At 51.7% G+C, this 26,914-nt stretch carries 20 protein-coding genes; 19 read left to right on the plus strand and 1 reads right to left on the minus strand.

Annotated features, from left to right (window positions below):
* Nucleotides 1-118: 118 nt before the first annotated feature.
* The 19 genes from B5G06_RS11790 (at nt 119) to B5G06_RS14080 (ending at nt 26,122) form a co-directional block, all read left to right on the plus strand.
* The gene (locus B5G06_RS11790) at nt 119-1,108 is read left to right on the plus strand and encodes an acyltransferase family protein (RefSeq protein ID WP_087189259.1); all 990 of its coding nucleotides are present in this window, start codon (nt 119-121) and stop codon (nt 1,106-1,108) included.
* The gene (gene rfbC / locus B5G06_RS11795) at nt 1,078-1,647 is read left to right on the plus strand and encodes a dTDP-4-dehydrorhamnose 3,5-epimerase (protein WP_087189260.1); all 570 of its coding nucleotides are present in this window, start codon (nt 1,078-1,080) and stop codon (nt 1,645-1,647) included. The genes B5G06_RS11790 and rfbC overlap by 31 nt, the downstream gene beginning before the upstream one ends.
* 10 nt (nt 1,648-1,657) lie before the next feature.
* Nucleotides 1,658-2,836 (plus strand): glycosyltransferase, encoded by a 1,179-nt coding sequence (locus B5G06_RS11800; RefSeq protein WP_087189261.1) that lies wholly within the window; start codon nt 1,658-1,660, stop codon nt 2,834-2,836.
* On the plus strand, nt 2,833-3,888 hold the full coding sequence (locus B5G06_RS11805) for an acyltransferase (protein WP_087189262.1): 1,056 nt from the start codon (nt 2,833-2,835) through the stop codon (nt 3,886-3,888). The genes B5G06_RS11800 and B5G06_RS11805 overlap by 4 nt, the downstream gene beginning before the upstream one ends.
* An 18-nt stretch (nt 3,889-3,906) precedes the next feature.
* Complete coding sequence (locus B5G06_RS11810) at nt 3,907-5,442, plus strand: MATE family efflux transporter (protein WP_087189263.1); 1,536 nt, start codon at nt 3,907-3,909, stop codon at nt 5,440-5,442.
* A 73-nt stretch (nt 5,443-5,515) separates the two neighbouring features.
* The gene (locus B5G06_RS11815; RefSeq protein WP_087189264.1) at nt 5,516-6,178 is read left to right on the plus strand and encodes a UDP-N-acetylglucosamine pyrophosphorylase; all 663 of its coding nucleotides are present in this window, start codon (nt 5,516-5,518) and stop codon (nt 6,176-6,178) included.
* Between the two features lie 35 nt (nt 6,179-6,213).
* The gene (gene glmM, locus B5G06_RS11820) at nt 6,214-7,578 is read left to right on the plus strand and encodes a phosphoglucosamine mutase (protein WP_087189265.1); all 1,365 of its coding nucleotides are present in this window, start codon (nt 6,214-6,216) and stop codon (nt 7,576-7,578) included.
* 70 nt (nt 7,579-7,648) lie between these two features.
* Nucleotides 7,649-8,668: a UDP-glucose 4-epimerase GalE gene (gene galE / locus B5G06_RS11825; RefSeq protein ID WP_087189266.1), complete on the plus strand. Its 1,020-nt coding sequence runs from the start codon at nt 7,649-7,651 to the stop codon at nt 8,666-8,668.
* A 286-nt stretch (nt 8,669-8,954) separates the two neighbouring features.
* Complete coding sequence (locus tag B5G06_RS11830; protein ID WP_087189267.1) at nt 8,955-9,668, plus strand: YveK family protein; 714 nt, start codon at nt 8,955-8,957, stop codon at nt 9,666-9,668.
* A 58-nt stretch (nt 9,669-9,726) separates the two neighbouring features.
* Nucleotides 9,727-10,593 (plus strand): CpsD/CapB family tyrosine-protein kinase, encoded by an 867-nt coding sequence (locus B5G06_RS11835; protein WP_087189268.1) that lies wholly within the window; start codon nt 9,727-9,729, stop codon nt 10,591-10,593.
* Entirely contained in the window at nt 10,590-11,315 is a 726-nt protein-coding gene (locus B5G06_RS11840) for a tyrosine-protein phosphatase (RefSeq protein WP_087189269.1), read from the plus strand. The genes B5G06_RS11835 and B5G06_RS11840 overlap by 4 nt, the downstream gene beginning before the upstream one ends.
* A gap of 40 nt (nt 11,316-11,355) precedes the next feature.
* A complete protein-coding gene (locus B5G06_RS11845) occupies nt 11,356-20,220 on the plus strand; it encodes a beta strand repeat-containing protein (RefSeq protein ID WP_087189270.1) in 8,865 nt (2,954 codons plus the stop codon).
* 18 nt (nt 20,221-20,238) lie between these two features.
* Entirely contained in the window at nt 20,239-20,427 is a 189-nt protein-coding gene (locus tag B5G06_RS11850; protein ID WP_087189271.1) for a hypothetical protein, read from the plus strand.
* A 2-nt stretch (nt 20,428-20,429) separates the two neighbouring features.
* On the plus strand, nt 20,430-21,131 hold the full coding sequence (locus B5G06_RS11855; protein ID WP_087189272.1) for a hypothetical protein: 702 nt from the start codon (nt 20,430-20,432) through the stop codon (nt 21,129-21,131).
* Nucleotides 21,128-21,394, plus strand: a complete 267-nt coding sequence (locus B5G06_RS11860) for a PqqD family protein (protein ID WP_087189273.1) — start codon at nt 21,128-21,130, stop codon at nt 21,392-21,394. Before B5G06_RS11855 ends, B5G06_RS11860 begins: the two co-directional genes overlap by 4 nt.
* A gap of 91 nt (nt 21,395-21,485) precedes the next feature.
* Entirely contained in the window at nt 21,486-22,409 is a 924-nt protein-coding gene (locus tag B5G06_RS11865; protein ID WP_143382745.1) for a hypothetical protein, read from the plus strand.
* Nucleotides 22,410-22,420: 11 nt separating this feature from the next.
* Complete coding sequence (locus B5G06_RS11870; protein ID WP_143382746.1) at nt 22,421-22,900, plus strand: S24/S26 family peptidase; 480 nt, start codon at nt 22,421-22,423, stop codon at nt 22,898-22,900.
* On the plus strand, nt 22,881-24,512 hold the full coding sequence (locus tag B5G06_RS11875) for an ABC transporter ATP-binding protein (protein ID WP_087189276.1): 1,632 nt from the start codon (nt 22,881-22,883) through the stop codon (nt 24,510-24,512). Before B5G06_RS11870 ends, B5G06_RS11875 begins: the two co-directional genes overlap by 20 nt.
* Before the next feature lie 284 nt (nt 24,513-24,796).
* Nucleotides 24,797-26,122, plus strand: coding sequence for an S-layer homology domain-containing protein (locus tag B5G06_RS14080; RefSeq protein WP_158094710.1), 1,326 nt, complete (start codon nt 24,797-24,799; stop codon nt 26,120-26,122).
* A 98-nt stretch (nt 26,123-26,220) separates the two neighbouring features.
* Here the strand turns inward: B5G06_RS14080 and B5G06_RS11885 are convergent, their stop codons facing one another.
* Complete coding sequence (locus B5G06_RS11885; protein ID WP_158094711.1) at nt 26,221-26,730, minus strand: VanZ family protein; 510 nt, start codon at nt 26,728-26,730, stop codon at nt 26,221-26,223.
* Nucleotides 26,731-26,914: the final 184 nt, after the last annotated feature.

Raw genomic sequence — 26,914 nt, forward strand, 5'->3', positions numbered from 1 at the left:
CTATACCCCCAGTGTAAAGGAACTGCTCAAATTGTAAATAACGATTGGCGATTTTCGTCCGGCCAAAATTGGCGATTTTCACCCGGCCCGGAATGGCGGTTTTCGCCCGGCGCTAACAATGATAAAAAGAGTAGAGTATTTAGATGTAGCAAAAGGGATCGGCATATTGCTTGTGGTTGCAGGCCATATTATTACAAGAGACAATGTCCTTTGGAACATTATTTATGCATTTCATATGCCTTTTTTTGTGTTTTGCAGCGGTATATTTTATAAACAAAATCGGTGGAAAAAACGTTTTTTCAAAAACTTACTTGATTATTCTTTGATCGGAATAATTGCAATTATAATCTGGTATTTAATTAAAGAGCAAGGTAATATTATATATCTTAAGCAATCAGTATTTAATATTATCATAGGTGGTGCGTCTCCAAGAAACGGCATTTATCCGGTGGAAGCGCTATGGTATTTGGCTGCGTATGGAGTAATACTTTTGATACATAATTTGGTGCAAAAAATTTATAATAAACGCACTAGGTTCTGTATTGTCGTATTAATTGCTATTGTGGGCGTAGTTTTAGGGGAAGTAGCTAGACCTAGGTTTACTATGTATTATAACCTTGATGTTAGCATGATATTATACCCGTTTTTTTATTTGGGAACAAAGTACAATGATGTCAAAGAGACTTTAAAAAATAAAAAGCAAGGTAAGATTAGTGTAATAGTTGCATGTGCACTGTACCTGTGTTTGTCCTTGTTCAATGGATATGTTAATATCTATAAAGCGGAATATGGAAAATCTGTACTTATATTGTATGCCACAAGTGTTATTGGAATTTTTTTGATAGTGTTCTTATCGAAAAAAGTTATTTGTACTGTCAGAAGTCTTTGTCACTTGAAATTAGGGTTAATGAAACTTGGGAAACACACATTGATCATAATGGGTGGTCATCAACTAATTATCCAATATATTAAAATAAATTGTCCCAATGTTGCCAGTATTTTAACGTTTAGTGCTGCAGTACTGGTAACGCTTTTCTTATCGATTGCTTGTGACCTAATTTTAAGAGAGGGAGAAAAATGGTTCAAAAATTTGAGTTTCAAGAGATAGATTTAAATGGTGCGTATTTAATTCAACCTTTTTATGCGACGGATAACCGTGGTGGCTTCGTTAAGGACTATAATATAGATGTGTTTAAGGATAATGGAATTGATTATAAACTAAAAGAGGTATTCTATACTATTTCAAAACGTGGTGTTATCCGAGCAATACACTTTCAGTTATCCAAGCAGCAGGCAAAACTGGTTCGTTGTGTGAGCGGTCATGTATATGATGTAATTGTGGATCTACGACCGCAATCTCCCACTTATGGACAGTGGAGAGGTTTTCATTTGACAGGAGAAAATCAAAAAACTATATTAGTCCCTCAATTTTTTGGACATGGCTATCTAGTTATTGAGGATTCGGTTGTTAGCTATAAGTGTGCAGAAGTTTTCTATGGTGAGGGAGACTCGGGGATTATGTATAATGATCCGGACATTGGAATTGAGTGGCCCTTTGAAGCCATAGGAGGTACTGAAAACTTAATCATAAGTGAGAAAGACTTGAACCTTATGAGTTTTTTACAATATGACAATATGATGAGATGAGAAAAAACATATGAAGTTTTTGATCCAAATTCCTCAGTTGATTTTCGGCGGTGCTGAAAAAGTTTTAGTGAGCTTTTCCAACGAACTTGTGGCCAGGGGCCATGAGGTGGAGATACTGGAAACCTATGAAAAAGGACTCCTGAAAACTCAGTTTGATCCTAGAGTTACATTTCATGCCATATGCAGCAAACAGTACACTGAAAAGTATTACGCTTCGCTGGCAGATATTATTCAAGAAAAAAGCATACCAAAAAAGCTGCAAAAATGCGTAAAGAAAATATTCAGCATGGTAGTCGGATATCAAAAATTTGCAAAGAAACTAGCAAAAAAGCATTACAAAGATTTGCAATTTGATGTGGCCATCAATTATCTAGAGATTGAGTCTCCTGAATTTATATGTACTTCAATCCGAGCGAACAAGTATTTGCAGTGGTACCACACAGATGTGGCTAACTTGGATCATCCAGAGCATACCGATCAGATGATTCCCTGGTATAAAAAGATGGATGGTATTATCTGTGTTGCACAGGCTGCAAAGGAAAGTTTTATTGGCCGATATCCGGTTTTGGCAGATAAGACGCACGTGATTTATAATTTTTATGACGTTAAGGCGATCCAAAAAGCAGCTGAAGAGAAATTTGAATATCAAAAAATAAATTCTGATAATATAACTCTTTTATCTGTAGGCCGCATGACCCCCCAAAAAAAATATCTTCGATTTTTGGAGGTGCTGTCGCAGCTGAAACATGACGGTTTCCATTTTGAGTGGCATGTTGTGGGAACCGGAATGGAGCGTAAACAGATAGAAGAAAAGGTTAGACAGCTTCAGCTTGAGAATTATGTTATATTGGAAGGTACTACAGAAAACCCTTACCAGTATATGCGTCATTGTGACCTGTTTGTACTGCCGTCCGGATGGGAAGGATTCCCCACGGTAACGGTGGAGGCTAAGATCTTGAAGTGTGCTGTCTTAGCTACAGATGTTTCAGGAATAAAAGAACAGTTGATACATGGAGTTACTGGTTGGATTGTAGAGAATAGTACAGAAGGACTTTATAAAGGGCTAAAGCATTTGTTATCCCATCCCGAACAGATTAAATATTTGCGGCAAGATTGTGGAATGGAGCGGATATGTGATAATAATATTAAATACGGAGAAGTTATGAAGATTTGCGGGGAGAGGGAATGAAGCAACGTAATATTTCGCTAGATGTACTACGCATACTGATTATGTTTATGATTGTGGCGGGGCATGCGCTTTATCATGGCGGAATATTGAAAACAGTTACACCGTTTTCAATAGAGTACTACATTGCAAATTTTATAGAAGCGCTTCTGGTTGTTCATGTCAATTGCTTTGTGTTGCTCAGCGGATATTTTTTAAGCAAAAAGCAATTCTCATTTAAACGCATATTTTTGCTGTGGGGACAGATGCTGTTTTGGTCTGTGCTTTTGTTTGCGGTCATTTTTATACTGAATGGTAGCAAGACTATAGACGTTAAGGAAGTTGTGAAGTCATTTTTGCCGTTTACGCAGCAGCGTTACTGGTTTATGACCACCTATCTTCTTATGTATATATTGGTCCCCTTTTTGAATGCAGCAATCGAATATATGCCAAAGCGTAAACTTCAATGTGCGCTTGCAATGTGGTTCTCTGTGTTCGTGCTGCTACAGAATGTTTTTTTCTGGCGGAATTTTACTTACTTTGAGATAAGAAGTCCTCTGTTCTTTGCGTTCCTATATCTTGTGGGGGCGTATATTCGGAAGTACGGATTCTCTATAAAGATTCCATGGGTATGGGGCTATATTCTCTTCACATGTGTGATAACATTAAGCCAAATTGTATTAGATAAGCTTGGTATAACGGTTTTTCTATCGCCAGATGGACGCTCATTACTGTACGCCTACAATTCAGTAACAGTGGTTTTAAGCTCAGTATGTTTTTTTATGGTATTCTTAAATCATAAAATTACTTATAGTAGCAAACTGGGTAGAATTACCTCTTTGATTGCACCATTAACATTGGGAGTATATTTAATTCACGACCACCCAAATGTAAGGGAGTACATATGGGAATGGCTACATCCGTCTGCATTTTCCCATAGTGGCATTGTTATGATTATAATTGTTTTCGTAGATGTAGCTTTGATTTTTTGTGTTGCCTGTTTGATGGAAAAAATTAGAATATATATTGCTCATAAAATAGCAACACTAATATTCCGCAATAAAAGCACTACTTGAGAAAGGCATTGCTTATATATGTCAAAACCAAAAAGACAAAATCAAATCCTATTTAATATGTTAGCTAGCGTTGCATCTTTTGCCATATCAATTTGCATCAGCTTATTTATCACTCCTATAATTGTGGCAAAGTTGGGGAGTGAGGCGTATGGCTTTGTGTCTCTGGCAAATAATTTTGTGAGTTACGCCACCCTGATTACAGTCGCTTTAAACTCCATGGAAAGCCGTTTTGTATCTATCTGTATCTACCGCGACGACTATCAGGGGGCGAACCAATATTTTACGTCGGTCTTTTTTGCGAATATATTGATTGCCGTAGTATTGGCGCCGATTATGTGTATTGCAGTTTTTAATCTGGAAAAATTTTTGGACATTCCAGCGGCGTTGGTGTCCGATGTTAAGATTACTTTTGCAATCGTATTCGTTCAATTTTTATTGGAGATACTGACGGCCAGATTTGAGATCGCAACCTACGTTACAAATCGGCTAAATCTATACTATATAAATCAAATCTTGGCTTCAGCCATCCGGCTGCTCATTATTTTGGTGGGCTTTTCAATCTTTTCGGTGGAAGTCGTTTTTCTGGTATTAGGTTCATTGCTGGCAAGAGTATATGTTGCCAGCAGGAACGTGCACTATACAAAGCAGTTCCTTCCACAACTAAAAGTGCATCGGAAATATTTTGACTTTGGCGCCATTAAAAATGTAGCTGCTTCAGGAGTGTGGAATCTGATTAGTAAGTTGAGCAGCATTCTCTTGGATGGGTTGGATCTGCTCATTGCTAATATTTTTATTGGATCTGCAGAAATGGGTGCGCTCTCATTGTCTAAAACGATACCTGCTTTGTTCACCAGTTTAAGGGGTACGTTAGACTATCCATTTACACCCTCAATGACTGAGTGCTACGCTAAGGGAGACATCAATGGGGTAGTCAGATACGCGAGATTGGGCAACAAGGTACTGGGTGTTTTTATGATTGCTCCAATGGCGGTTTTTATCATTTACGGCCGGAGCTTTTTCCAGTTGTGGGTGCCTAGTCAGGATGCAACCCTTCTGGAGATCTTGTCCTTGCTTTCTGTCATGTCCCTGCTTGCCGGCTCCTGTATCAACTCTATATTTACGATATTTACAATCGCAAATAAAGTTAAGCTGAACTCTCTTGTTATTTTAGCGACAGGAATCCTTACAACAATAACAGTTTTTCTGTTGCTGAATTTTACAGATATTGGTGTATATGCAATTGCAGGAGTTAGCTCAAGCTTCTCTTTGTTGAGAAATTATATCTTTACCCCGTTATACGGAGCTTATTGCCTTGGAGTGAAAAAAAGCACCTTCTACAAAGAAATAGTAACGGGGAACGTTTGTTTGGTAATCAACTGCCTAATTACATTTGGAGTTATGCAGATTATTACAGGCGATAGTTGGATTACACTTATTTTGGGCTGTGGCATATCTGGTTTGATCAGTGTAGTAATCAATGCTTGTATTGTGTTGGAACGGACGGAACGGGCAGCATTTATTCAGCATATTGGTAAGAAGATTAAGAGGCAATAGTAAAAGAGTAGCTACTGTACTGATACAAACGACAAATGGAACAAAAAAGTGCTGATAATGTGGGAGGATGCTTATGCACATCACAATTACCGACCTTTTAGACCTGTCCCACACCATGGCGGGAGACTATCTCAAGCAGTTCCAGTACCCCTGGGAGGCACTGGACGGCATCAAGGAACTGATTCTCTCTCTCGGGGCTGGACTCTCTCCTGAAGAGTACGATCAGCCTGCCGAACATGTGTGGGTACATAAGAGTGCTACCGTTGCCCCTACCGCATATCTGGGTGCCCCCTGCATCATTGGTCCGGAGACCGAGGTGCGCCACTGTGCCTTTATTCGTGGTTCCGCGCTGGTGGGCGCCAACTGTGTGGTGGGCAATTCGGTAGAGTTAAAGAATGTGATCCTCTTTGACAATGTGCAGACCCCCCACTATAACTATGTGGGCGACTCCATCCTGGGCTATAAGAGCCATATGGGTGCCGGTTCCATCACCTCCAACGTGAAGTCGGACAAGACGCTGGTAGTGGTCAAGGGTGATACTGCCATTGAGACCGGCCGCAAAAAAATGGGTGCCATCCTGGGCGACCATGTGGAGATCGGCTGCAACTCGGTGCTTAATCCGGGAACAGTGATCGGCCGCCGCAGCAGTGTCTATCCCACCTCTTGCGTCCGGGGCGTTGTGCCTGAGGACAGCATTTATAAGGACAAGGATCATATCATCAAGCGCAAAGCCTGACAACAATAATAAACAATAAAGAAAGAGTGAAAAGAATGGGAAAATATTTTGGAACAGACGGCTTTCGCGGAAAGGCCGGTGAAGGTTTAACTACCGATCATGCCTATCGTATCGGCCGGTTTCTGGGCTGGTATTATGGCCGGGAGCATAAGGCCCGTATTGTGGTAGGCAAGGACACTCGTCGCTCCAGCTATATGCTGGAGTATGCCATCAGCGCCGGTATGGCGGCGTCTGGCGCCGATGTGGGTTTGCTCCACGTGACCACCACGCCTTCCGTGTCCTATGTTACCCGCACCGATCATTTTGACTGCGGTGTTATGATCAGCGCCTCCCACAACCCCTTCTATGACAACGGAATCAAGCTGCTCAATGGCGAAGGAGAGAAGATGGAGGACAGCGTTATTGCGCTGGTAGAGGACTATCTGGACGGTAAGCTGATGGTGGATGGACAGCTTATGGAAACGCTGCCCATGGCCACAGAGGAACGGGTCGGTCACATCGTAGATGAAGTGGCTGCCCGCAACCGCTATATGGGTTACCTTGTCTCGCTGGCCGTATATTCTTTTAAAGGCAAGCGGGTGGCTTTGGACTGTGCCAACGGCAGCGCCTGGCATATTGCGCCCCAGGTCTTTGAGTCTCTTGGGGCGGAGGTGTTTACCATCAATACCAATCCGGACGGCACAAATATCAACCGCGATGCCGGTTCCACCCACATTGAGGGACTCCAGCGCTATGTAGTGGAAAATCACATGGATGTGGGATTTGCCTACGACGGTGATGCCGACCGCTGCTTGGCGGTAGACGAGAAGGGTAACCTGGTGGACGGCGACCAGATCATGTATCTGTACGCCTGCTATATGAAAGAGCGGGACAAGCTGACCACCAATACGGTAGTGACAACCGTGATGTCCAACTTCGGACTGTACAAGGCACTGGAAGAGGCGGGAATCAATTATGAAAAGACCGCCGTGGGCGATAAGTATGTCTACGAAAACATGGTGAAGTACGGCCATCGCATTGGTGGCGAGCAGTCCGGCCATATTATCTTCACCAAATATGCCCGGACAGGCGATGGTATCTTGACCTCCCTGAAGGTGATGGAGGCCATGCTGGCCCGGAAGCAGCCCTTGAGTCAGCTTGTGGCTGCCATGACGGTCTATCCTCAGGTGCTGATCAATGTGCGAGTCAAGGATAAGCAGGAAGCCCAGGCAGACCCCGATGTTCAGGCCGCTGTTGCTGCGGTGGCAGATGAGCTGGGGAATACCGGTCGGATCCTTGTGAGAGAGTCCGGTACGGAGCCTCTGGTTCGGGTTATGGTGGAAGCCCCTGCTCAGGAGCAGTGCCAGACGCTGGCCCAGCGTGTGGTGGACGTGATCAAAGAGAAGGGACATGCAGTCTGAGATGCAGATAAACTCTGCGGCGTTGCGATCCGGCCAATTAGATGCCGGTGGGAGATAGGAGGGTTTTATTATGTCGATTTTAGTCAGTGGTGGTGCAGGCTATATTGGAAGCCATACCTGTGTAGAATTGGTGCAGGCTGGTTATGAGATCGTTGTGGCCGACAATCTGGTGAATTCCTGTGAGGAAGCAGTCCGGCGGGTAGAGCAGATTGTAGGAAAGCCGGTGCCTTTTGAAAAAGCGGACCTGTGTGATCCGCTCCAGGTGGAGGAAGTGTTTTGCCGCCACCCTGAGATCGAGGCCGTCATTCATTTTGCGGGTCTGAAAGCAGTGGGAGAGAGCGTATCCAAACCCTTGGAATACTACAGCAACAATTTGATGAGTACGCTTGTATTGCTCAATGCCATGCGGAAACACGGAGTGAAGGATTTTGTCTTTTCTTCCTCTGCGACGGTATATGGGAATCCGGCCAGCGTACCCATTCGGGAGGACTTTCCCACTGGCGGAACGACCAATCCCTATGGTACCACGAAGCTGTTTGTGGAGCGGATCCTGATGGACTACTGCAAGGCGGATCCTACTTTGAATGTTGCGCTGCTGCGTTATTTCAACCCCATCGGAGCCCATGAGTCTGGTATGATTGGCGAGGACCCCAATGGGATCCCCAACAATCTGGTGCCGTATATTGCTCAGGTAGCCGTAGGCAAGCTGGAGCAGATTCATGTGTATGGAAATGACTATCCAACGCCCGATGGCACCGGCGTGCGGGATTACATCCATGTGGTAGATTTGGCTCGGGGACATATTGCGGCCCTCCAAAAACTGAAGACCAAGTGCGGACTGTTTGTGTGCAATCTGGGAACAGGCAAAGGATACTCCGTTTTGGAGATGATCAAGGCCTATGAAAAAGCGTGTGGAAAGCCTCTGCCCTATGTGATTGACCCCAGAAGACCGGGAGATATTGCGGCCTGTTATGCCGATCCCGCGAAGGCGCAGGGAGAACTGGGCTGGAAGGCGCAGTATGATCTGGAGGAAATGTGCGCCTCTTCTTGGAAGTGGCAGTCAACAAATCCAAATGGATACCACAAATAAGGTTTGTTGTTATATAATGTGGGAAAAATGGGTTTTTTGCGATCTTTGATTTGGTAAGGTGCCGGAGTGACCTTGAATTTAATGGAATTATGTGCTAAAATGACAAGATAGATTTAGGCCTTAAACGGTTCCTTAATTTGGTGGCAGTGAAGTGTTGTAAAATAAAGACTCGATGCTCCAAAAGGATTACCTGATTTTGCAGATACATGATTGAGGTTATATGTAAAATTTGATATAATCTGCGTGTATTTTGCAAAATAATACGGGTGAGGAGACAAGCAAGGAAATGGTAGAAAGAAAAAAGCAAAACATGGAAATAGATCTGACAAAATTGTTGTTCCTCTATCTGCGCAAATGGTGGCTGATTTTGCTGTGTGCCATTGTGGGCGGGGGCGCTATGTATTTCTACACGGCAAACTTTGTAACCCCTATGTACCAGGCTGGAGTGACTATTTACGTCAATAATATCGAGAGCGGACAGCAGATTGACTATGTCTCCGGCAGCAACCTGACTGCTTCTCAGCAGCTGGTCAGCACGTATGTCAACATTATCCGCAGCGATACCGTACTGGAAAAAGTGGCGGACAGCATGGAGATGGATATATCCGCTGGATACATCCGTTCCATTATGTCTGCCTCACAGGTGGGCGAAACGGAGCTTTTTGATGTTTATATTTCTCATCCGGATCCTGAAATGGCTGCCTTGATTGCCAATGCGGTGGCAGAGGTGGCGCCTGGGGAGATTGAGAATTTTGTGGAAGGCAGTTCTACTAAGATTGTAGACTATGCCAAGGTGCCCAGCGCCCCCTATTCTCCCAACTACCGGAAGAATGTAATGATGGGAGCGGCGGTTGGCGCTGTCCTGATTGTGGCCCTTCTTACTATTCGGGATTTTCTGGATGTACGGATCAAAAAGGAAGAAGATCTGCTGGAGATCTCTGACTTGCCTGTACTGGGGCGTATCCCGGTGTTTACTTCTGGCAAGGGCCAGAAACGATAAGGATGCGCGTACAGAAGAATGCGCTGGTATATACGGTTGAGGAAGAGAGACAGGGTGCATGATGATTTCAGTCAAGAAGAAAAAAGGCGGTGCGCATGTGTCCAAACGGACTCAAAAGCGAAATACAGAAAATATCTCTATTTTAGAGGAGCGTAAGCATCTTTTGACGCAAAAGGATGACTTTTTTACCCAGGAAGCCTACAAGACGCTGCGCAGCAACATTATCTTTTCCCTGACGGGAGAAGAGGGGAACAAGATCATTCAGGTTACCTCCGCTATGATGAGTGAGGGAAAGAGCATTACCTCGGTGAACCTGGCCATATCCTTTGCGCAAACGGATCGTAAGGTTTTGATTATTGACTGCGACCTGCGTCGGCCCAAGCTGGCCAGTCTGCTTTCCTTGGGTGCAAATGTGGGGTTGAGTAATGTCCTGGTGGACCACACGCTGCTGGAGCAGGCCATCCTTCCCACCAAAGTACCCAACCTGAGCGTTATGACATCGGGAGAGATCCCCCCGAATCCCTCGGAACTTTTGGGTTCCAAGCGGATGACGGCGCTGCTGGAGGAATTGCGGCAGGTCTACCATTACGTCATTCTCGATACGCCGCCGGTCAATATGGTGACCGATGCAGTGGTGCTGGCTTCCCGCAGCGACGGCGTGCTCATTGTGGTGCGGGCCGGACACTCGGAGAAGGGAAGCGTTCAGGATGCTGTCGAACAGCTGGAATATGCCAAAGTCAAAATCCTGGGCTACGTTCTGAACGGAGTGGATTCTGAGCGCGGCGGTTATGGTTCTGGAAAGTACAGAAGGTACAAGAAGTATAAGGGATATGGCTACGGTTATGGGTATGGCTACGGCTACGGCTACAGCAGTCCTCCCTCCAGCCGAGAACCGGAACCGGAAGAGAGAGGGAAAACGGAATGACCGATTTACACACCCATATTCTTCCCGGCATGGATGATGGAGCCCGGGATGTGGAAACCAGCCTGGAGATGCTCCGGATGGAATGGGACCAGGGTGTGGACAGGGTCATTTTTACCCCTCATTTTTACCGGGAAGAGGAGGATGTATCTTCCTTTTTGTGCCGGCGGCGTCAGGCCCTTTCCCGTTTGGAGCAGGCTGCATCGCAGCTGCCGGCACGGGAGCGGGCGGTGCTGCCCCGGTGGGAGCTGGGCGCAGAAGTGGCCTGGATGCCGAATCTGGCAGACAGAGAGGAACTAAAGGATCTCTGCCTTGGCCAAAGCAATTATTTTCTACTGGAGTTGCCCTTTACGCCGTGGAGGGACCAGATGATCAGCCAGCTCTATGATCTGCTGGGCCGGGGCCGGTTTATCCCGGTCATCGCTCACCTGGACCGCTATTGGGACAGGCAGCGAAAGGAGCAGATTGAGCAATTACTTCGGTTGGGTGTTCCCATACAGTTAAGTGCCAATATATTGTTAAAATTCTTCTCTCGCAGGAAAGCGTTGCGGATGCTCCAGCGTGGACAGATTTTTCTGCTGGCGTCGGACTGCCACAGTCTCCACCATCGTCCACCCAATCTGGGGCCTGCTGTAAAGGTTCTGGCCCGGCAGTTGGGATGGCGGCAGGCGCGTCTCCTGTGCCGCCGGGCGGAGGATGTGAGTTCAAAGCGGGAAGAATTATAATATAGATACAGCGCATTAGAAGAAGTGAGGAGGAAACTGCATGAAAAAAGTAGGAAGAAAAGTAGTAAGCGTCCTGCTGACACTCTGCATGTTACTCACCATGCTGCCTGTAAGCGCACTGGCAGCAGATGAGGGGACGGTAGACACCGCCCCGGCAGAGACAAATTTGGCAGAGCCTGTAAACACGGGGAACAGCAGTTCCGACGAAGGCGAGACGCCGGTAAGCACGCTGGTGGCGGGCACAGAGAACTCTGTGCATTATGTGGATGAAGACGGGCGGACGCAAACCTGCGCAGAGTACACGACCGTAGCAGCCGATACCACCACCTGGTCGAATGGCTGGTATGTGGTCACTGGTACGGTGACCCTGGATGACCGTGTTGAGGTCAGCGACAGCGTGAACCTGATTCTGGCGGACGGCGCGGAGCTGAACGCCACTAAAGGCATCGGCGTAACGTATGACAACAGCCTGACCATTTATGGGCAGAGCGGAGGAACGGGCAAGCTGACGGCAGGGGCCTATCAGGTATACGACTCTGCGGCCATCGGCGGCACGGATGACAGGGACCAGAATAGGAACCTGTGCGCCCATGGCGACATCACCATCAACGGCGGCGACATCACCGCCACCGGCGCCAGCGCCGGCATCGGCGGCGGCGAGTCCGCCACAGGAACAAGCGGTACCATCACCATCAACGGCGGCACCGTGAAGGCCACCGGCGGCAGCGACGCGGCCGGTATCGGCGGCGGCTATGCCAACACTACCAATGGCGGAGCTATCATCATCAACGGCGGCGACATCACCGCCACCGGCGGCAGCAAAGCAGCCGGTATCGGCGCCGGTTATAGCAGCGCGGGTATGGGCATCACCATCAACGGCGGTACCGTGAACGCCACCGGCGGCAGCGACGACACCTACGGCGGCGCGGGCATCGGCGCTGGCTACAGTACCGCCCCTGACGCCGCTCTGGCCAGCATTACCATCACTGGCGGCGACGTCACCGCCGAAGGCGGTTCGGGCGCGGCCGGCATCGGTAGCGGCTCTGGCACCAGCGCGGCGGTAGGCGCGATTGAGATCAGCGGCAGCGCCGAGGTTCACGCCACCGGCGGCAACAGCGGTACCTTTGCCGGCGCGGGCATCGGCGCCGGCGGGCAGGACGACTGCGGCAGCATCACCATCAGCGGCGGTGCCAAAGTCACCGCCACCGGCGGTACTGGCAGCAGCTACGGCGGCGCCGGCATCGGCGCCGGCGGCAAGGGCCCCTGCGACAGCATCACCATCAGCGACAGCGCCGATGTTACCGCCGTTGGAGGCGCCGGCGATCTCCGCGGCGGCGTCGGCATCGGCGCGGGCGGCGGCATAAATATCGATGACAGTTATCAGCCCATCCCCAGCTGCAACAGCATTGAGATCACCGGCGGCACCGTGGACGCCACCGGCGGCACCGGCGCCGCCGGCATCGGCGGCAACGAAATGAGCCCGGTGGAAGATGTGTCCATCTCCGGCGGCAGCTTCACCGAGGACACCTTCCCCGGTGGAGCGATTCCCGAGGACTACCTGGCTGCTGGCTATGAGCTTAAGCGGGATGCCGACGGCAACTGGAGCGTGGAGAAGAAGGAGGAGACTCCCCCTGCGCCCGCCGGCGTGGCCCAGATCGGCGAGCAGACCTATCCCACCCTGGAAGCCGCCTTTGCTACGGTGGAAGATAACCAGAAGACAACCATCACCCTGCTGAAGGATATTGCGGTGTCTGCTCCCATCACCATTGGTGAGGCTAAAAATGTGATCTTCGATATGAAGGGCCACACGATTACCGCTGGTGAGGGCTTCTCCACCCGCGTATTTACCAACAATGGTACGCTCACCATTACTGGCAATGGTACCATTGACGTGACCGCTGCCGGTGCAAACGGCTACGGCGCTGTCAACAACTTCGGTACCCTCAATGTTGTGGACGGCACTTATAAGAACCTGAAAGAGTCCAATGCCAGCACCTTCTACAACAGAAATGGCGGTACCGCTACCTTTGAAAATCCCACCATTTATGGCGGCGGCGGCTGTATTGGTACTGAGGTGAATACTACCACCACCATCAATGGCGGTTACTATGAGAATGAGACTTACCCCGCCGTTGAAAATCGTGGTAACATGACCATCACCGCGGGTACCTTCAAGAACACCTCCTGCTCTTCCTGCGATGGCAGCAAATGGGGCTATACCGTCCGCAGCGGCGAGAGCTCTGAAAATGCCTACCTGAAGATCCAGGGCACTGCCGCAGACAGCGTGAAGGTCACGGGCGTTCAGGGCGGCCTGGCTGTGATCGGCGGTACGGCTGACATTCATAACGGCGTCTATGAGACTGTGGCTTGTGATGTGCATACCACTGGAGCAAGTGCCTTCTATGCCGGATACTTTACCGGCGAGTCCTATGAGACTGCGGTTACCATCCATGACGGTACCTTCCAGTCCGTTTCTAAGACCGCCGTGCTGGTGGGCAATGACAATCCTCCCCCCGACAGCGGCGCCGGTGAAGCGTCCACCGTCATGATCAAGGGCGGCACCTTTATCGGCGGCGATGCGGCAAAGACTGCTATTACAGTGGAGAACACGGCTTATGCCAAGGGCGGAGCCAGCATTTCCGGCGGTACCTTCTCCTCTAAGCCTAGCGAAGAATTTTTCGCCGAGGGTTTTAAGCCTGAGCAGAACGAAGACGGCACCTGGGGTGTGGTAACGGAGACCACCTATGTTGCCCAGATCGGTGAGAACAAGTATGCCACTCTGAGTGAGGCCCTGAACAAAGTTCAGGAAGGCGAGACCATTAAGCTCCTTGCCCCTGCTACTGTGAACATGACCGAAACCTATGTCATTACCGGCAAGGCCATCACGCTGGACCTCAACGGCCAGACTGTGACCTGGAACAGCACCGCCCAGTATGTCTTCAAGGTGGAAAAGGGAGGCCTGACCATTCAGGACAGCGGAGCTGGCGGCGCACTGAACTTCGTTACCAGCTACAACTCCACTTCCTGCAAGGGTATTTATGTCTACACCAATGGCAAGCTGACAGTGACCGGCGGTACTATCTCCAGCAACCGGGGCCATGTGATCGGCGCTACCGGAGAAACTTCCGCAGTGACTATGACCGGCGGTACGGTGAAGGTTCCGAGCCTCGGGAGTTACGCTTATGCCCTTTATCTGTATAATGGCCAGCACTCCATCAGCGGTGTGAACATCGCGTTTGATGCTGAGGCCGCTGGTACAAGCCTTTACGGCGTTTATGCAAGTGGCGGCGCCACAGTAAACCTCGCGGAAGTGACCGTGGATGGCAGCGCAGTTCCGGATACCAAATCTGTCGTCTGCGTGTACGGAGGGAGCAACACCACTCCGGTCACCATTTCCAGCGGCACGTTCAAGGCCAACGGCAAGGGCACCAGCTATGCTGTGGGCGGAGGTTCCAGCAACAACACTGCCATCTCCGGCGGTACCTTCAACGGTGCGGTGAAGGCGGCCATCGGTAAAGTTACCGGCGGTCAGTTCTCCGTACAGCCTTCCGCGGCCTATCTGCCTGAGGGCAAGATCTACGAACTGCAGCAGGACGGCTACTATCATGTGGTGGACGGCACCTATGTGGCCCGGCTCGGCACCGTGGGCTATACAAGCTGGGATGCGCTGTGGAAAGATGCAAGCGAGGGCACAACCGCTTCCGCAGTTTACATTCTGGCCGATGTGGAGGAGATCACAGTACCCGAAGGCAAAAATGTGACTTTCTACAATTCTGGCAACTGCACCATTGGAAAGATTACCAACAACGGCACCTGTAAGATCATCTCCTACGCCATGACCGGCACGGAAGTGGTGAACAACGGCAACCTGAATCTGGGCCATGAGGTGAAGTCTGTTGTCAATAACCAGAACGCTACGATGGTAGCCACCAGCTACACCTACGCCAAGGTTACCGACAGCATCACCAACAGCGGCACCATGACCATTTCCAAGGGCACCTACCCCTGCACTATTACCAACACCGGCACCATCACCCTTACCGGCGGCAGCTTTGCCCAGGAAGTGACTCACTGGTGCAAAGAGGGCTATACCACGCAGAAGTCCGGTGATCTTTGGGTCGTGGTCAAGAACGGCCCTCATGTGGCCGAGATCAACGGCTACTGGTACACTTCTCTGAGCGCGGCCATCAACGCGGCCAAGGACGGAGATACCGTCAAGCTGCTGATGAATACCACTCTGACACCCACTACAACCGGAACGGGTCTGAAGAGTGCTATTACCATTAGTGGAGTAAGCAAGCCTAATCTGACTCTGGATCTGAATGGCAAGACGATTTCCTGGGATCAGAATTATGCCGATCAGACACTCAGCACGACTCCCGTGATGTTTTCTATTAGTGGTGGTGCCAATATCAAGATCACTGGCAACGGTACCATTGATACAGAACTGGGGAGCAATACTTCCTATGGCATCAATATGACCACCTCCACCAAGAACCAGCTGACCATTGAAAACGGTACCTTTACAGGTGCCCCCACGGCGATCCAGGTAGAAAAGGGAACACTGACCATTCTGGATGGTACCTTTAAGCTGGCTGAAACGGTGGCCCAGACTAAGCCTGAACAGGCAAAGTATGTGGTGAATGCCATCGATGCCAACTGGAGGGACGATTCTGCCAACATCAGCATTCAGGGCGGTTCCTTCTGCTTCGATCCCAGCGATAATCCTGAGGGCGAGGGCAGTTCCTATGTAGCCGAGGGCTTTGAGGCGGTTGTGAACGCGGATGGCAGCTTTGAGATTGCCAAGGTCAAGGTCGCCGAGGTCGGCAATGTCCAGTACACCTCCCTGACGGAAGCCATCAGCAATGTTGCAAACGGCGGCACGATTACCCTGCTGTGTGATTTTGTGCAGGACGATCAGCTGACCATCACCGACAAAACCTTTACCCTGAATATGGCCGGGAAGACTATTACACTGGGCAAGATTTCCGACAACGGCGGCGCCATTCTGCTCAACGGCAGCTCCAATGTCACCATCACCGGCAACGGCGGCTTCACCTTCAATGATGACTACGCTGACAGCAGCGGCCAAATGATCGGTGTGGACGGGAATGCTACCCTGACCATTGAGAATGGCAACTTCTATGCGGGATTGGTTTGTGTACGCGCCGGCGAGAGCGCCAAAGTGTACATCAAGGGCGGTGAGTACTCCGCGTACGCGAAATTTGACGGACGTGTGTGGCTGCTGAACCTCCAGGACAACGAAGGTGCGAAATTCTATGTCTCTGGCGGTACCTTTAAGAACTACGATCCGACCAACAGCGATACGGAAAGCCCCGCTGATAATTTCTGTACGCCCGAGTATGCCGCGACTCCCACCAAAGATGAGAGCGGTAACACCATCTACACCGTGGTTGAGGCTGAGGCCCGGATCGGTGAGACCGGCTATGTCACCCTGGCGGATGCCATTGCCGCTGCTGGCGACAATGATACCATCACCCTGCTGGCCGATGTGACCGAGGATGTGGTGGTGCCCGCGGGCAAGAACATCACGCTGGACCTGTACGGCCACAAGATCACCAATGATTCCGATCATACTATTGTCAATAACGGCACGCTGACCATCACCGATAGCAGCGAAGCCAAAACCGGCACGGTGGATAACGTTACCCACGGGAAGGGTGCCTTGGTAAACAATGGTACTGTGAAACTGAGCGGCGGCACCTTTGAGCGCTCTCTGGAAGCAGGTACTTTGACCGGCGCTAACGGAAACAGCTGGTATACCATTGTGAACGATGGTACCATGATCATTGAAAACGGTGTCACTGTAAAGAACAAGGGCGGTTTCTCCAGCATGATCTGTAACAGCAAGAGCGGTGTAATGGGGAATCTGACCATCGATGGCGGAACGTTTGATGGAGGCATTAATACAGTTAAAAATGATGTCAACAGCACGCTGACTATCAACGGCGGTACGTTTACCAATTCTGCACAGTATGTCATCATGAACTGGAACAAGGCCACCATCAACGACGGTACGTTTGCGACAAAAGATACTGCCTATGCAGTCCTGTTTACATCTTCGTGGCAGAACGCATCCACTTCTGTGGGCGAACTGGTGATTACCGGTGGTACCTTTACTACTGCGACTGAGGAACAGAAGCTAATCGTGGATCGCTACGATGCCGACAATATCGGCACAGCCTCCATCTCCGGCGGTACCTTCTCTGAGGAGCCCGACGACACCTATCTGGTTGATGGCTATGCTCCTGAGCAGAACGAGGACGGTAACTGGGTAGTTGTGGAAGAGGCCTTCGTGGCCGAGATCGTCGGCGGTGAGAAGTACGAGTCCCTGATCGAGGCGGTCAACGCTGCTAAGGCAAGCGGTGGCACCGTGAAGCTGCTGGCGAATGTGGAGAATCTGCAGGCGGTCGCGGGGCAGGACTATGCGCTGATGATTGATGCCAACCAGTCCATGACCCTGGACCTGAACGGCTACAAGATCACCGCAGAGTTCACTAATACAGAAGGATTCAATTTGATCATGAACTATGGCGAGCTGACCATTACGGACACCAGCGAGGGCCAGAATGGCTCCATCGAGGTGACTGAGAACGGCTCTCATGACAGCGCACGTACGAGCATCCTTTATAATGGGTATGATACTGGCAAGTTTACCCTGGAGGCTGGTACCCTGAAGCTGACCGGCAGCGCAAACTCGAAGAAGCCGCTGTATGGCGTGTATAGCAGTGGTACCACGGTGGTCATGAATGGCGGCGCCATCGAGGTGCGCAGACTGAATAGTTACTCCAAATATAGCGAATCCTGGGATGTGTACGGCATTTACAACAGCAACAATTGCCAGACCACAGTGAACGGCGGAAAAATCACCGTTGAAAACCAGGGCCGGTATAACTCCGCTTACGGTATCAACAATGCCAGTGGTACCGTTTCGATCCACGGCACTCCCGAGACCCCCTACATTGAGGCCAACGCTTTCAATGATGGAATATGGTATGAACACACTCTGTACGGAAAGATCACCCTCTATGGCGGCAAATACAATATGCAAAATGATACTGCTACGGGGTGGATCAAAAGCGATATTATCATCGCCGATGGATACGAGGAACAGCGCAATGGCGACCGCACTGTGAGCATAGTCAAGAGCCCGGTGGCTCAGATCGGCAGCACTAAGTATGATACTCTGGAAGAGGCTCTGAAAGAGGCTCAATCCGGAGATACCATCAAACTGCTTCAAAATGTTGAACTGACTGACCGAGTTATTATTTCTAAGGATATTACGCTGAATCTGAATGACAAGACCATCAGCTCCACGGCGGATTATGCATTTATTGTCAACACCGGAAGTTCCTTTACCCTGGAAAACGGTACACTGAGTGCATCCCAAAACGGCGTGTTCGGCCTGACGAGCAGTACGGTTACACTTGCAAACGACGCGACGATTAACGCCGGTGCGGCTGGTATCACGGCGACCAACAATCTGCTTGAGCAGGGAAATGCAACCATCAATGTCTACGGAACCATTCATTCTCAAGATATAGCCGTTTGGAGCCAGGGACCTAAAAACACCATTAATATTGACAGTGCAACCATTACATCCAAGTATTTCGGTGTATATCAAAACGGCTCGTTTGGCGGTACTACGATCACCATTAAGAACAGTACCATTACAGATGAGAGTGAGAACGGAACAGGCATTTATGTCTCCAATAACGGTACCAATGCTGAAAATCCTGACCAGGGCTTCCAGAACCTGATTATTGAGAACAGCACGATTACAGGTAATACCGCTGTGGAAGTGAAGTTTACCAACGTGACCATCAGCGGTGATGATACTTGCCTGACTGCCACGGGTACTCCTGTCGATTCTGGCATGAACAACAATGGCTCTGTTACCACGGGTTATGCCTTTGCGGTTACCCATAATGGTACAGAGAGCAGCAAGGATGCGGCTGAGGGTACGGTTACCATCTCCGGCGGCAAATTTACCGGTGCGGTTGGTATTCAGGAGCCCAGTGAGGGTGAGACTACCAGTGCCACCATCTCCATCTCCGGCGGCAGCTTCTCTGAGGAGCCGAATAAGGACTACCTGGCCCCGTATTATGAGGCTAGCCAGAACACGACCGGCGACAATTACTGGACCGTCGATGTGGCAGAGGAGTATGAGGCGACCTGGACCAATGGCGAAACGCTTGAGGCCGGTACGCTGGATGCTATGCTTGATGCGGCCAACGCGGCCAAAGCTGGTACCGTTGCGCTGCTGAAGGATATAGCTGCAAGTGGCATTCATGTTTCCGCCGGCGTAACCCTGGACCTGGCTGGCCATGAGCTTGATGCGACCGGAAGCGAGTTTACCGCCTATGGCAAGGTCGTGGATTCCACCGAGGGTGAAGGCTTGTTGAAGCTTCCCGCAGAGTATTATACCATCCAGAAAGATAACCCCAGCCTGCCCATTTATGACAGCACTGCTGGCGGCTATCGGCTGTATACCTATCAGCTGACCACTCTGCGGACGTATGAGCCTGGAACGGCCAATACCGTGCAGTTCTGGTTTAAGCTTACCTTTACCAATGAGGAAGCTTGGGAGTTGCTGACGACCGATAATGAGAATCATGGCATAACAGTTAAGAGCAAATATCAATTCTCCGGCCAAACGGCGAGTGAGTCCTGGTTCAGCTTCAACAGCGAGTTTATCCATTGGATTGCTGATCAAGTAGTGAGCAGCCAGTATACGCAGGATCAACTGGGCTTCTATCTCAATGTTACTAACACGAATCTGTTGGGTGAACGGACTATGACAGTTACTCCCGCAGTGGATAGTGTGCCGTCGGTGGGTACTGAATCCGAGCAAATGACCTACTCCTTGAATCTTGGGGAGTAATTGTGAAAGGACAGAAGTATGAGCAAAAAAACAGCATATGAAAAGCCGAAGGCGCAGGTGTTGTCCTTTCGGCTGGAAGAAGAACTGATGAGCGGAGGTGCAGACCTGAATTTGACCTCCGACCCAACTGTCGGTGGCGGAGCCGGTGTCATACCGTTTTCCAATGATGATGCTTTGAACGACAAGAGCTCTTACCAGCTGGACTGATCATGCTCTGTCAAGTAGCGGAACTCCTGGTGGAAATCCCGGCGGCGGACGGTATGGACCGCCGCTGCCGGGACTACCGGACGGAATCTGCCCTCCCGCCGGACATTGTGATCCGCCGGGAGGGCTACCGCCCGGAAGCCTGGCCCACACTGAATGGAGATTACATGGCCTATATGGAGTCTGGCATTCAGTTTTACGTTGGACTGCTGGGCTTTCACGGCCTAATGCTCCACGCCTCGGCGGTGGAGTATGAGGGACGGGCTTACCTGTTTTCCGGCCCCTGTGGGGCGGGAAAGTCCACCCGTACCCGGCTGTGGCGAGACCAATTCGGCGCGGTGATTTTCAATGACGACAAACCGGCACTCCGCCGCATGGAGGAGGGCTGGTATGCCTATGGCACGCCCTGGTGCGGCAAGGACGGCATTAACCAGAACCGGAAGGTACCCCTGGGTGGGATCTGCTTCCTTCAGCGGGACGATGCTAACATCCAGATCCATCCCATGGAGACGCTGGAAGCCATCCGAAGCCTGATGAGCCAGACCCTCTATCAGCTCTGGCCCCGGCAGATGGACCGGCTGCTTCCTCTGGTGGAAGGGCTGGTGACCGAGATCCCTATTTTTGAAATGAGCGGCCCGCCCAACCAGGAGACGGCTGTACTGTGCCGGGATACCATGACCCGGGCGGCAAAGGAGCGGTTTGGATGAAACTCAAAGAAGGCTTTATGCTCCGTCAGGTGGCTGGCAGCTGGGTAGTGGTCCCCGCCGGCCGCGCCTGCGTGGACTTTGACGGGATGATCAGCCTCAATGATTCGGGGGCCCTGCTGTGGCGGACCCTGGAGCAGGGGGGCGGCCGAGCGGAACTGATTTCTGCCCTCACCGATACCTATGAGGTGGATCCGGTCCAGGCGGAGCAAGATTTGGATGAATTTCTGGAAATTCTGCGTCAGGCCAACTGCCTGACGGAATGACCCGGCGCGCTCCGCGCCGCGGGATGGGCCGGAGAGACTCCGGCCTGTCCCGGTACGCGGAACAAACATAGAAAACACAGGAGGTCGTGCTATGAGGAAAGTAGTTTCTATGGCGCTTACCGCGGCGCTGCTTGCGGTTCCTGCAACTACCATGCCTGCGGCGGCGTACAGCAGTACCCAGCAGAATACGGCAGAGGCACTGAATCACTTGGAGCTGTTTCTGGGAACCGGCTCCGGTTTTGAACTGGACCGCCAGATGACCCGCGTGGAAGGCGTCACCATGCTGGTGCGTATGCTGGGCCTGGAGGACGAGGCCGATAAGGCGCCCGCTCATCCCTTCCAGGATGTGGACGACTGGGCGGACGATTATGTCTGCTGTGCCTGGTCCGAGGGACTGAGCAACGGTGTATCCAGCATCCGCTTTGGCAGCACCATGGAGCTGTCGGAGACCATGTTCCTCACTATGACGCTGCGGGCTCTGGGCTATGAGGACAGCGGTGAGGCAGCTGATTTTACCTGGGACAAGCCGTATGCGCTGGCCAAGCAGGTTGGACTGACCGATGCCGATTCGGATAACGGCACCTTTACCCGGGGTGACGCGGTAGAGGTATTCTGGAACGCTCTGTCCGCCGACATGGAAGATGTGGATAAGACGCTGTCCGATCAGCTGATTGAAGACGGGGTCTTTACCCAGCGGCAACTGACCGAGGCCCGCAAGATCCAGAAGGGTGAGTCCATTTCCACCGGCGGCAGTAGCGGAGGAAGTACTGGCGGAAGTACCGGTGGAAATACCGGCGGTACCACCACGCCGGACAAGGCCCCAGAGGACTATACCTGGGAGGAGTACCAGGCCATGACTCCGGCAGAGCAGGAGGCACTGTATTACCGCTTTGACAGCGTTTCCGACTTCTATACCTGGTACAATGCAGCCAAAGAGGAGTACGAGGAATCCCGGAATGTAATCGAGATCGGCCCCGATGGATCCGTGGACCTGGGCGATCTGCTGGGACAGTAAGGGGATTTGGAGTGGATCGCATCATCTCAATGGCGGACCTTTCTCCCCTGCTGGAGGAAGTCATATGCTCCGGCGGGCAGGCGGAACTGACTGCCACCGGCCGCAGTATGCGACCCATGCTGTGGGACGGGAAAAGCAAGGTGCGCCTTGCCCCGGCAGAATGTCTACGCCGCGGGGATGTGATCCTCTACCGTAGACCATCGGGTGCGTATGTGCTCCATCGGATCACTGCTGTGACTGAAACCAGCTGCACCTGCTGCGGAGATGCCCAGTGCATCCTGGAGCAGGGTGTGGGACGGGACTGCGTGATCGCCAAAGCGCTGGCCTTTACCTGGCGGGGAGGCTGGGTGGAGTGCGCCAACCCTGTCTATGGCCTGTACTGGAGATTCTGGCTGGCGGTGCGGCCGGTCCGGCGGCTGGTGAGCGGAGTGTATCGCCGGCTGCGGCGCATCGTGGGGAGGAGGAAGGATCGTGTGTCAGACCTCCCGTAAGCAGCTCAAGGAGTTGTTGAAACCCTGGCGGCGGAAAGGTGTTGTGCTGAGCGGATTGACCGCGCTCTCTTCCGTGCTGCTGGTAGCATTGGCGCTGGTGAGCCAGAAGGTGCTGGACAGCGCCATGGGACTGGGGAGCCGCTTTACCCTCTGGTGCGTGGCATTGGGGCTGCTGGCCGTAGGAATTCCTGTGCTGAACGGGATCACCAATGCCTGGTCAGAGCGCCTGACCGATCAGGGCCTGCTGCTGCTCCAGCAAATCAGCATGCAACGGCTGGGCAAAAAGGACTGCGCCGGTCTGGAGCCGTATCACAGCGGACAGATCTTCAGCCGCTTGATTGGCGACTGCCGCATGCTGTGTCAGCGCTATACCGTAATTTTCCCAGCTACGGTGGGCCAGCTGATCCGGCTGGGCGGGGCCATGATTGCACTGGCCGTGCTGGCTCCCATGATTACAGGGGTAGTGCTGGCGGCAGGCTGCCTGGCAATGGCGGTGGCCAGCGTGCTCCGAGGGTACCTGAAGCGGAAACACAAGGCCGTATTGGCCAGCGGAGACCGGCTGACCTCTGAATTGCAGGAGAGCCTGGAGCACCTGGAGCTGCGCCGCAGTGCGGTGGACCCCGTGGAGGGCAGCCGCCGCCTGCGTACATATCAGGAGCGCTGGAGACAGGACCGGGCGCGGCTGCGCCTGGTGACCCTGGGAGGAAGCACGGGATTTTCCGTGCTTGTCCAGCTGGCATCCGCCGCCCTTCTGATCTGGGGCGGCGTAGCCATTGGCACCGGAGGGCTTACCTTCGGCGGACTGACGGCCCTGCTCCAACTGGCCAATCTTTTTCGTACACCGGTGGCGGGTCTGAGTGGCTTGCACAGCCGGCTTGCGGCTGTGGACGCGGCGGAGGACCGTGTATTAGAGTTGTGGGACCTGGCGGACGAACCGGACGGAGAGTGCCCGCCGGAGGGGGCTGTGTGCAAGGCCATACACATTCGTAATGTGACCTTCTGCTACCCGGGGGAGGAACGACCGGTCTTCCAAAATCTGAGTGCCAGCGTGGATCTGAGCGGATGGACCTGCCTGACCGGCAGTTCCGGCCGCGGAAAGAGTACTTTGTACCGCTTGATTCTTGGATTCTATCGACCTCAGAAAGGGGAAATTGTGCTGGAGACCGATCAGGGATGTTTCCCCTGTTCCGCGGCGACCAGACACCTGTTTGCCTTGGTGCCCCAGACACCGGTCCTGTTTTCCGGAACCTTGCGGGAGAACCTTCTGCTGGCCTGTCCTCAGGCCACAGAGGTGCAGCTGCAGGCGGCGCTGAAACTGGCGCAGTGCGGTTTTGTTGACAACTTGCCCCAGAAGCTGGATACGCTGGTAGGCGAAAGCGGGGAAGGACTCTCGGTAGGCCAGCGGCAGCGGATCACCATTGCCCGGGCATTGCTTTCCGGCGCCCAGGTCCTTCTGCTGGATGAGAGCACGTCCGCACTGGATCGGGATACGGAGATGCAGGTGTGGAACAGTCTGACGGCTCGTTGGCCGGCTGCAATTGCAGCCACACATCGGCAGGATGTGTTCAAAGAGATTCCAGTCCGGCATCTGAATTTAAACGCATCATATTGAATATGACAAATTTGTTAAAACACTGGAAAATACTCCAGAAATGGTTTATCATATGAATAAATTTCTTTTGGGTATGGATACTCAAATGAAGGAGGACAGAAATTATGAAGAGGAAAATGTGGAAGCGTCTGGCGAGTATGGCGCTGGCGACAGTTTTGACCGTCGGACTGATTCCTGGTGCTCAGGCTGCGGCGGATTACAGCGGTGCAGTTCTGGCGATTGAAGGTTCTGCTACCGGTGCGAATGGGCAGTATGATGTGAGCTACTCTGCTTCATTGAAGATTTTGAATGAAACCAGTGAAATTGTGGCTCTGGTCAATACCGCTCGCGTGAATGAGAATTGGTTGGAATCTCTGCGGTTTACCTGCTATCTGGAAGATGCCCTCCTCAAAGATGCCCTGACGGAGAGCGATCTTGAGGGTGTTTCTCTCGAAATTACCGGAACCAATAACTATGAGGCAGTCAGCACCAACCCTGTGAAGACTGAAAATGGCGTCAGTGCTACATATCAGCTGACAGATGATGCGGTGGAAAGACTGAGTGATTCCACGCTCAGCGCGGAAGGGGTTGCTGGCATTCTGGCTGAGGAAATGAACATTGCCTTTACCGGAACGCTCACCAACAGCGAAGTGTGGAATGCCGTTGGCGGTGACAACAGCATCCCCACCACCGGCTATATTCTCGTTACATATGATGAGAGCATGGCTGAAGACAATGGATTTACTGCTGGCACATCTGTGCGTGTGGCAGAGGCTGTCTGCACCACCACCATCTATCCTATCGCCAGCAGCGGTGGTTCTTCCAGCCCCACCTATCCCGTTGAGACCGAGGACACCTCCAACGGCGAAGTAAAGACCACTCCTACCCGCGCCTCCAAGGGAACCTTGGTAACGATCACCGTTACTCCTAAGGCCGGCTATGAAGTTGCCACTCTGAGCGTCATAGACGAGGACGGCAATGAAGTGAAGGTTACGGATAAGGGCAACGGCAAGTACACCTTTACCATGCCTGCCTCCGAGGTGAGCGTAAACGTCACCTTTGCTGAGATTTCGGACGATATGCCCTTTGTGGATGTGGCGGAGAATGATTGGTTCTATGACGCCGTGTACTATGTTTATGATAGCGGTCTGATGGAAGGCACCTCCTCCACTACGTTTGCCCCCATGCTCACCACCACCCGCAGCATGGTGACCACCATCCTGTGGCGGGCCGAGGGACAGCCCCAGACGGACAACACCGTGTCCTATCCCGACGTGGAGGCGGATACCTGGTATACTGAGGCTATCTGCTGGGGTACCGAGGAAGGGATCGTAAAGGGTTACGGCGATGGCAACTTTGGACCCAATGACCTGATCACCCGTGAGCAGTTTGCTACTATCCTGTATCGCTATGCCCAGTACAAGGGCTATGATGTGAGTGCTTCCGATGACCTGAGCGCGTTCCCGGATGCGGATCAGACCGGCTCCTGGGCTGTGGATGCTGTGAAGTGGGCAGTGGGTTCCGGCCTGTTGAATGGTAAGGATGGCGGCCTTCTGGATCCTCTGGGCGTTGCATCCCGGGCTGAAGTGGCCACTATACTGATGCGTTTTATGGAGAATATCGCTGAATGAGAAGTGCTTGCTGAAGCGAGCAGCAAATAGACTCTCATGAAAAAATAGTGAAGGAACGCTGTATAGTGTTCCTTCACTATTTTTGTTCAGCTACGCTGCTATGGTTCAGGGAGCGGTTGCTTCAGCAGCGATGCAGCCAGGCCGCCAAGAGCGCAGCCGATGGTGTTGTGAAGCATATCATCCCACTCGAAAAGCCCCAGATGGAAGAGAAGTTGGGTCCATTCAATGGAGATAGAAAGAACCAGGCCTGCCAGAGAAATGAGCAGCAGGGGGCGCTGTTGCTGCTGCACCCAGCGGCAGCAGCCAAGCAATCCCCCCAGAGGAACAAAGAGAAGCAGGTTCAGGCAGATCTGAACAAAGAGCTCGTAGTTTCCGTGGAACAGCACCTGGCCCCAGGACCACAGGGGCATCAACGCCACAGCTTGCTCATGGCTTCCCTCCCGGGAGAAGAGCGTGAGTATGAGGATAAAGGCCGTATAAATGATTGCAGAGCGCAGGGCAATCTCCTGCCGCTTCAACAAATGCCAAAGAACAATGGACCCGGCGGCAAAAATTAGCCACAGCCGGAGATCTATAGAACATAAAACAGCACTGGCATAGGAAATCAAGGGCATACCTCCTGAGAGCAAATGGAATTAGAGTGCCATAATCGGCGGAGCGCATTAACCGGGGTGTGTCAACGCCGGACGGTAAAAAATCTAAAACGCCGGCCAGAAAATGACCCAAACGCCGGAAACATAGCGCCGGTTATTTACGCCGGAACTCTGTCAGCCGGTCAGTTGTCCGCCGGAA

The sequence above is a fragment of the Flavonifractor sp. An52 genome (assembly GCF_002159385.1).
Taxonomy (GTDB): Bacteria; Bacillota; Clostridia; order Oscillospirales; family Oscillospiraceae; genus Flavonifractor; species Flavonifractor avicola.

What these genes read in the sequence shown, in the direction of transcription:
- B5G06_RS11790 (WP_087189259.1), top strand. Translation starts at nt 119, where the DNA reads ATGATAAAAAGAGTAGAGTATTTAGATGTAGCAAAAGGGATCGGCATA.
- rfbC (WP_087189260.1), top strand. Translation starts at nt 1,078, where the DNA reads ATGGTTCAAAAATTTGAGTTTCAAGAGATAGATTTAAATGGTGCGTAT.
- B5G06_RS11800 (WP_087189261.1), top strand. Translation starts at nt 1,658, where the DNA reads ATGAAGTTTTTGATCCAAATTCCTCAGTTGATTTTCGGCGGTGCTGAA.
- B5G06_RS11805 (WP_087189262.1), top strand. Translation starts at nt 2,833, where the DNA reads ATGAAGCAACGTAATATTTCGCTAGATGTACTACGCATACTGATTATG.
- B5G06_RS11810 (WP_087189263.1), top strand. Translation starts at nt 3,907, where the DNA reads ATGTCAAAACCAAAAAGACAAAATCAAATCCTATTTAATATGTTAGCT.
- B5G06_RS11815 (WP_087189264.1), top strand. Translation starts at nt 5,516, where the DNA reads ATGCACATCACAATTACCGACCTTTTAGACCTGTCCCACACCATGGCG.
- glmM (WP_087189265.1), top strand. Translation starts at nt 6,214, where the DNA reads ATGGGAAAATATTTTGGAACAGACGGCTTTCGCGGAAAGGCCGGTGAA.
- galE (WP_087189266.1), top strand. Translation starts at nt 7,649, where the DNA reads ATGTCGATTTTAGTCAGTGGTGGTGCAGGCTATATTGGAAGCCATACC.
- B5G06_RS11830 (WP_087189267.1), top strand. Translation starts at nt 8,955, where the DNA reads ATGGTAGAAAGAAAAAAGCAAAACATGGAAATAGATCTGACAAAATTG.
- B5G06_RS11835 (WP_087189268.1), top strand. Translation starts at nt 9,727, where the DNA reads ATGATGATTTCAGTCAAGAAGAAAAAAGGCGGTGCGCATGTGTCCAAA.
- B5G06_RS11840 (WP_087189269.1), top strand. Translation starts at nt 10,590, where the DNA reads ATGACCGATTTACACACCCATATTCTTCCCGGCATGGATGATGGAGCC.
- B5G06_RS11845 (WP_087189270.1), top strand. Translation starts at nt 11,356, where the DNA reads ATGAAAAAAGTAGGAAGAAAAGTAGTAAGCGTCCTGCTGACACTCTGC.
- B5G06_RS11850 (WP_087189271.1), top strand. Translation starts at nt 20,239, where the DNA reads ATGAGCAAAAAAACAGCATATGAAAAGCCGAAGGCGCAGGTGTTGTCC.
- B5G06_RS11855 (WP_087189272.1), top strand. Translation starts at nt 20,430, where the DNA reads ATGCTCTGTCAAGTAGCGGAACTCCTGGTGGAAATCCCGGCGGCGGAC.
- B5G06_RS11860 (WP_087189273.1), top strand. Translation starts at nt 21,128, where the DNA reads ATGAAACTCAAAGAAGGCTTTATGCTCCGTCAGGTGGCTGGCAGCTGG.
- B5G06_RS11865 (WP_143382745.1), top strand. Translation starts at nt 21,486, where the DNA reads ATGAGGAAAGTAGTTTCTATGGCGCTTACCGCGGCGCTGCTTGCGGTT.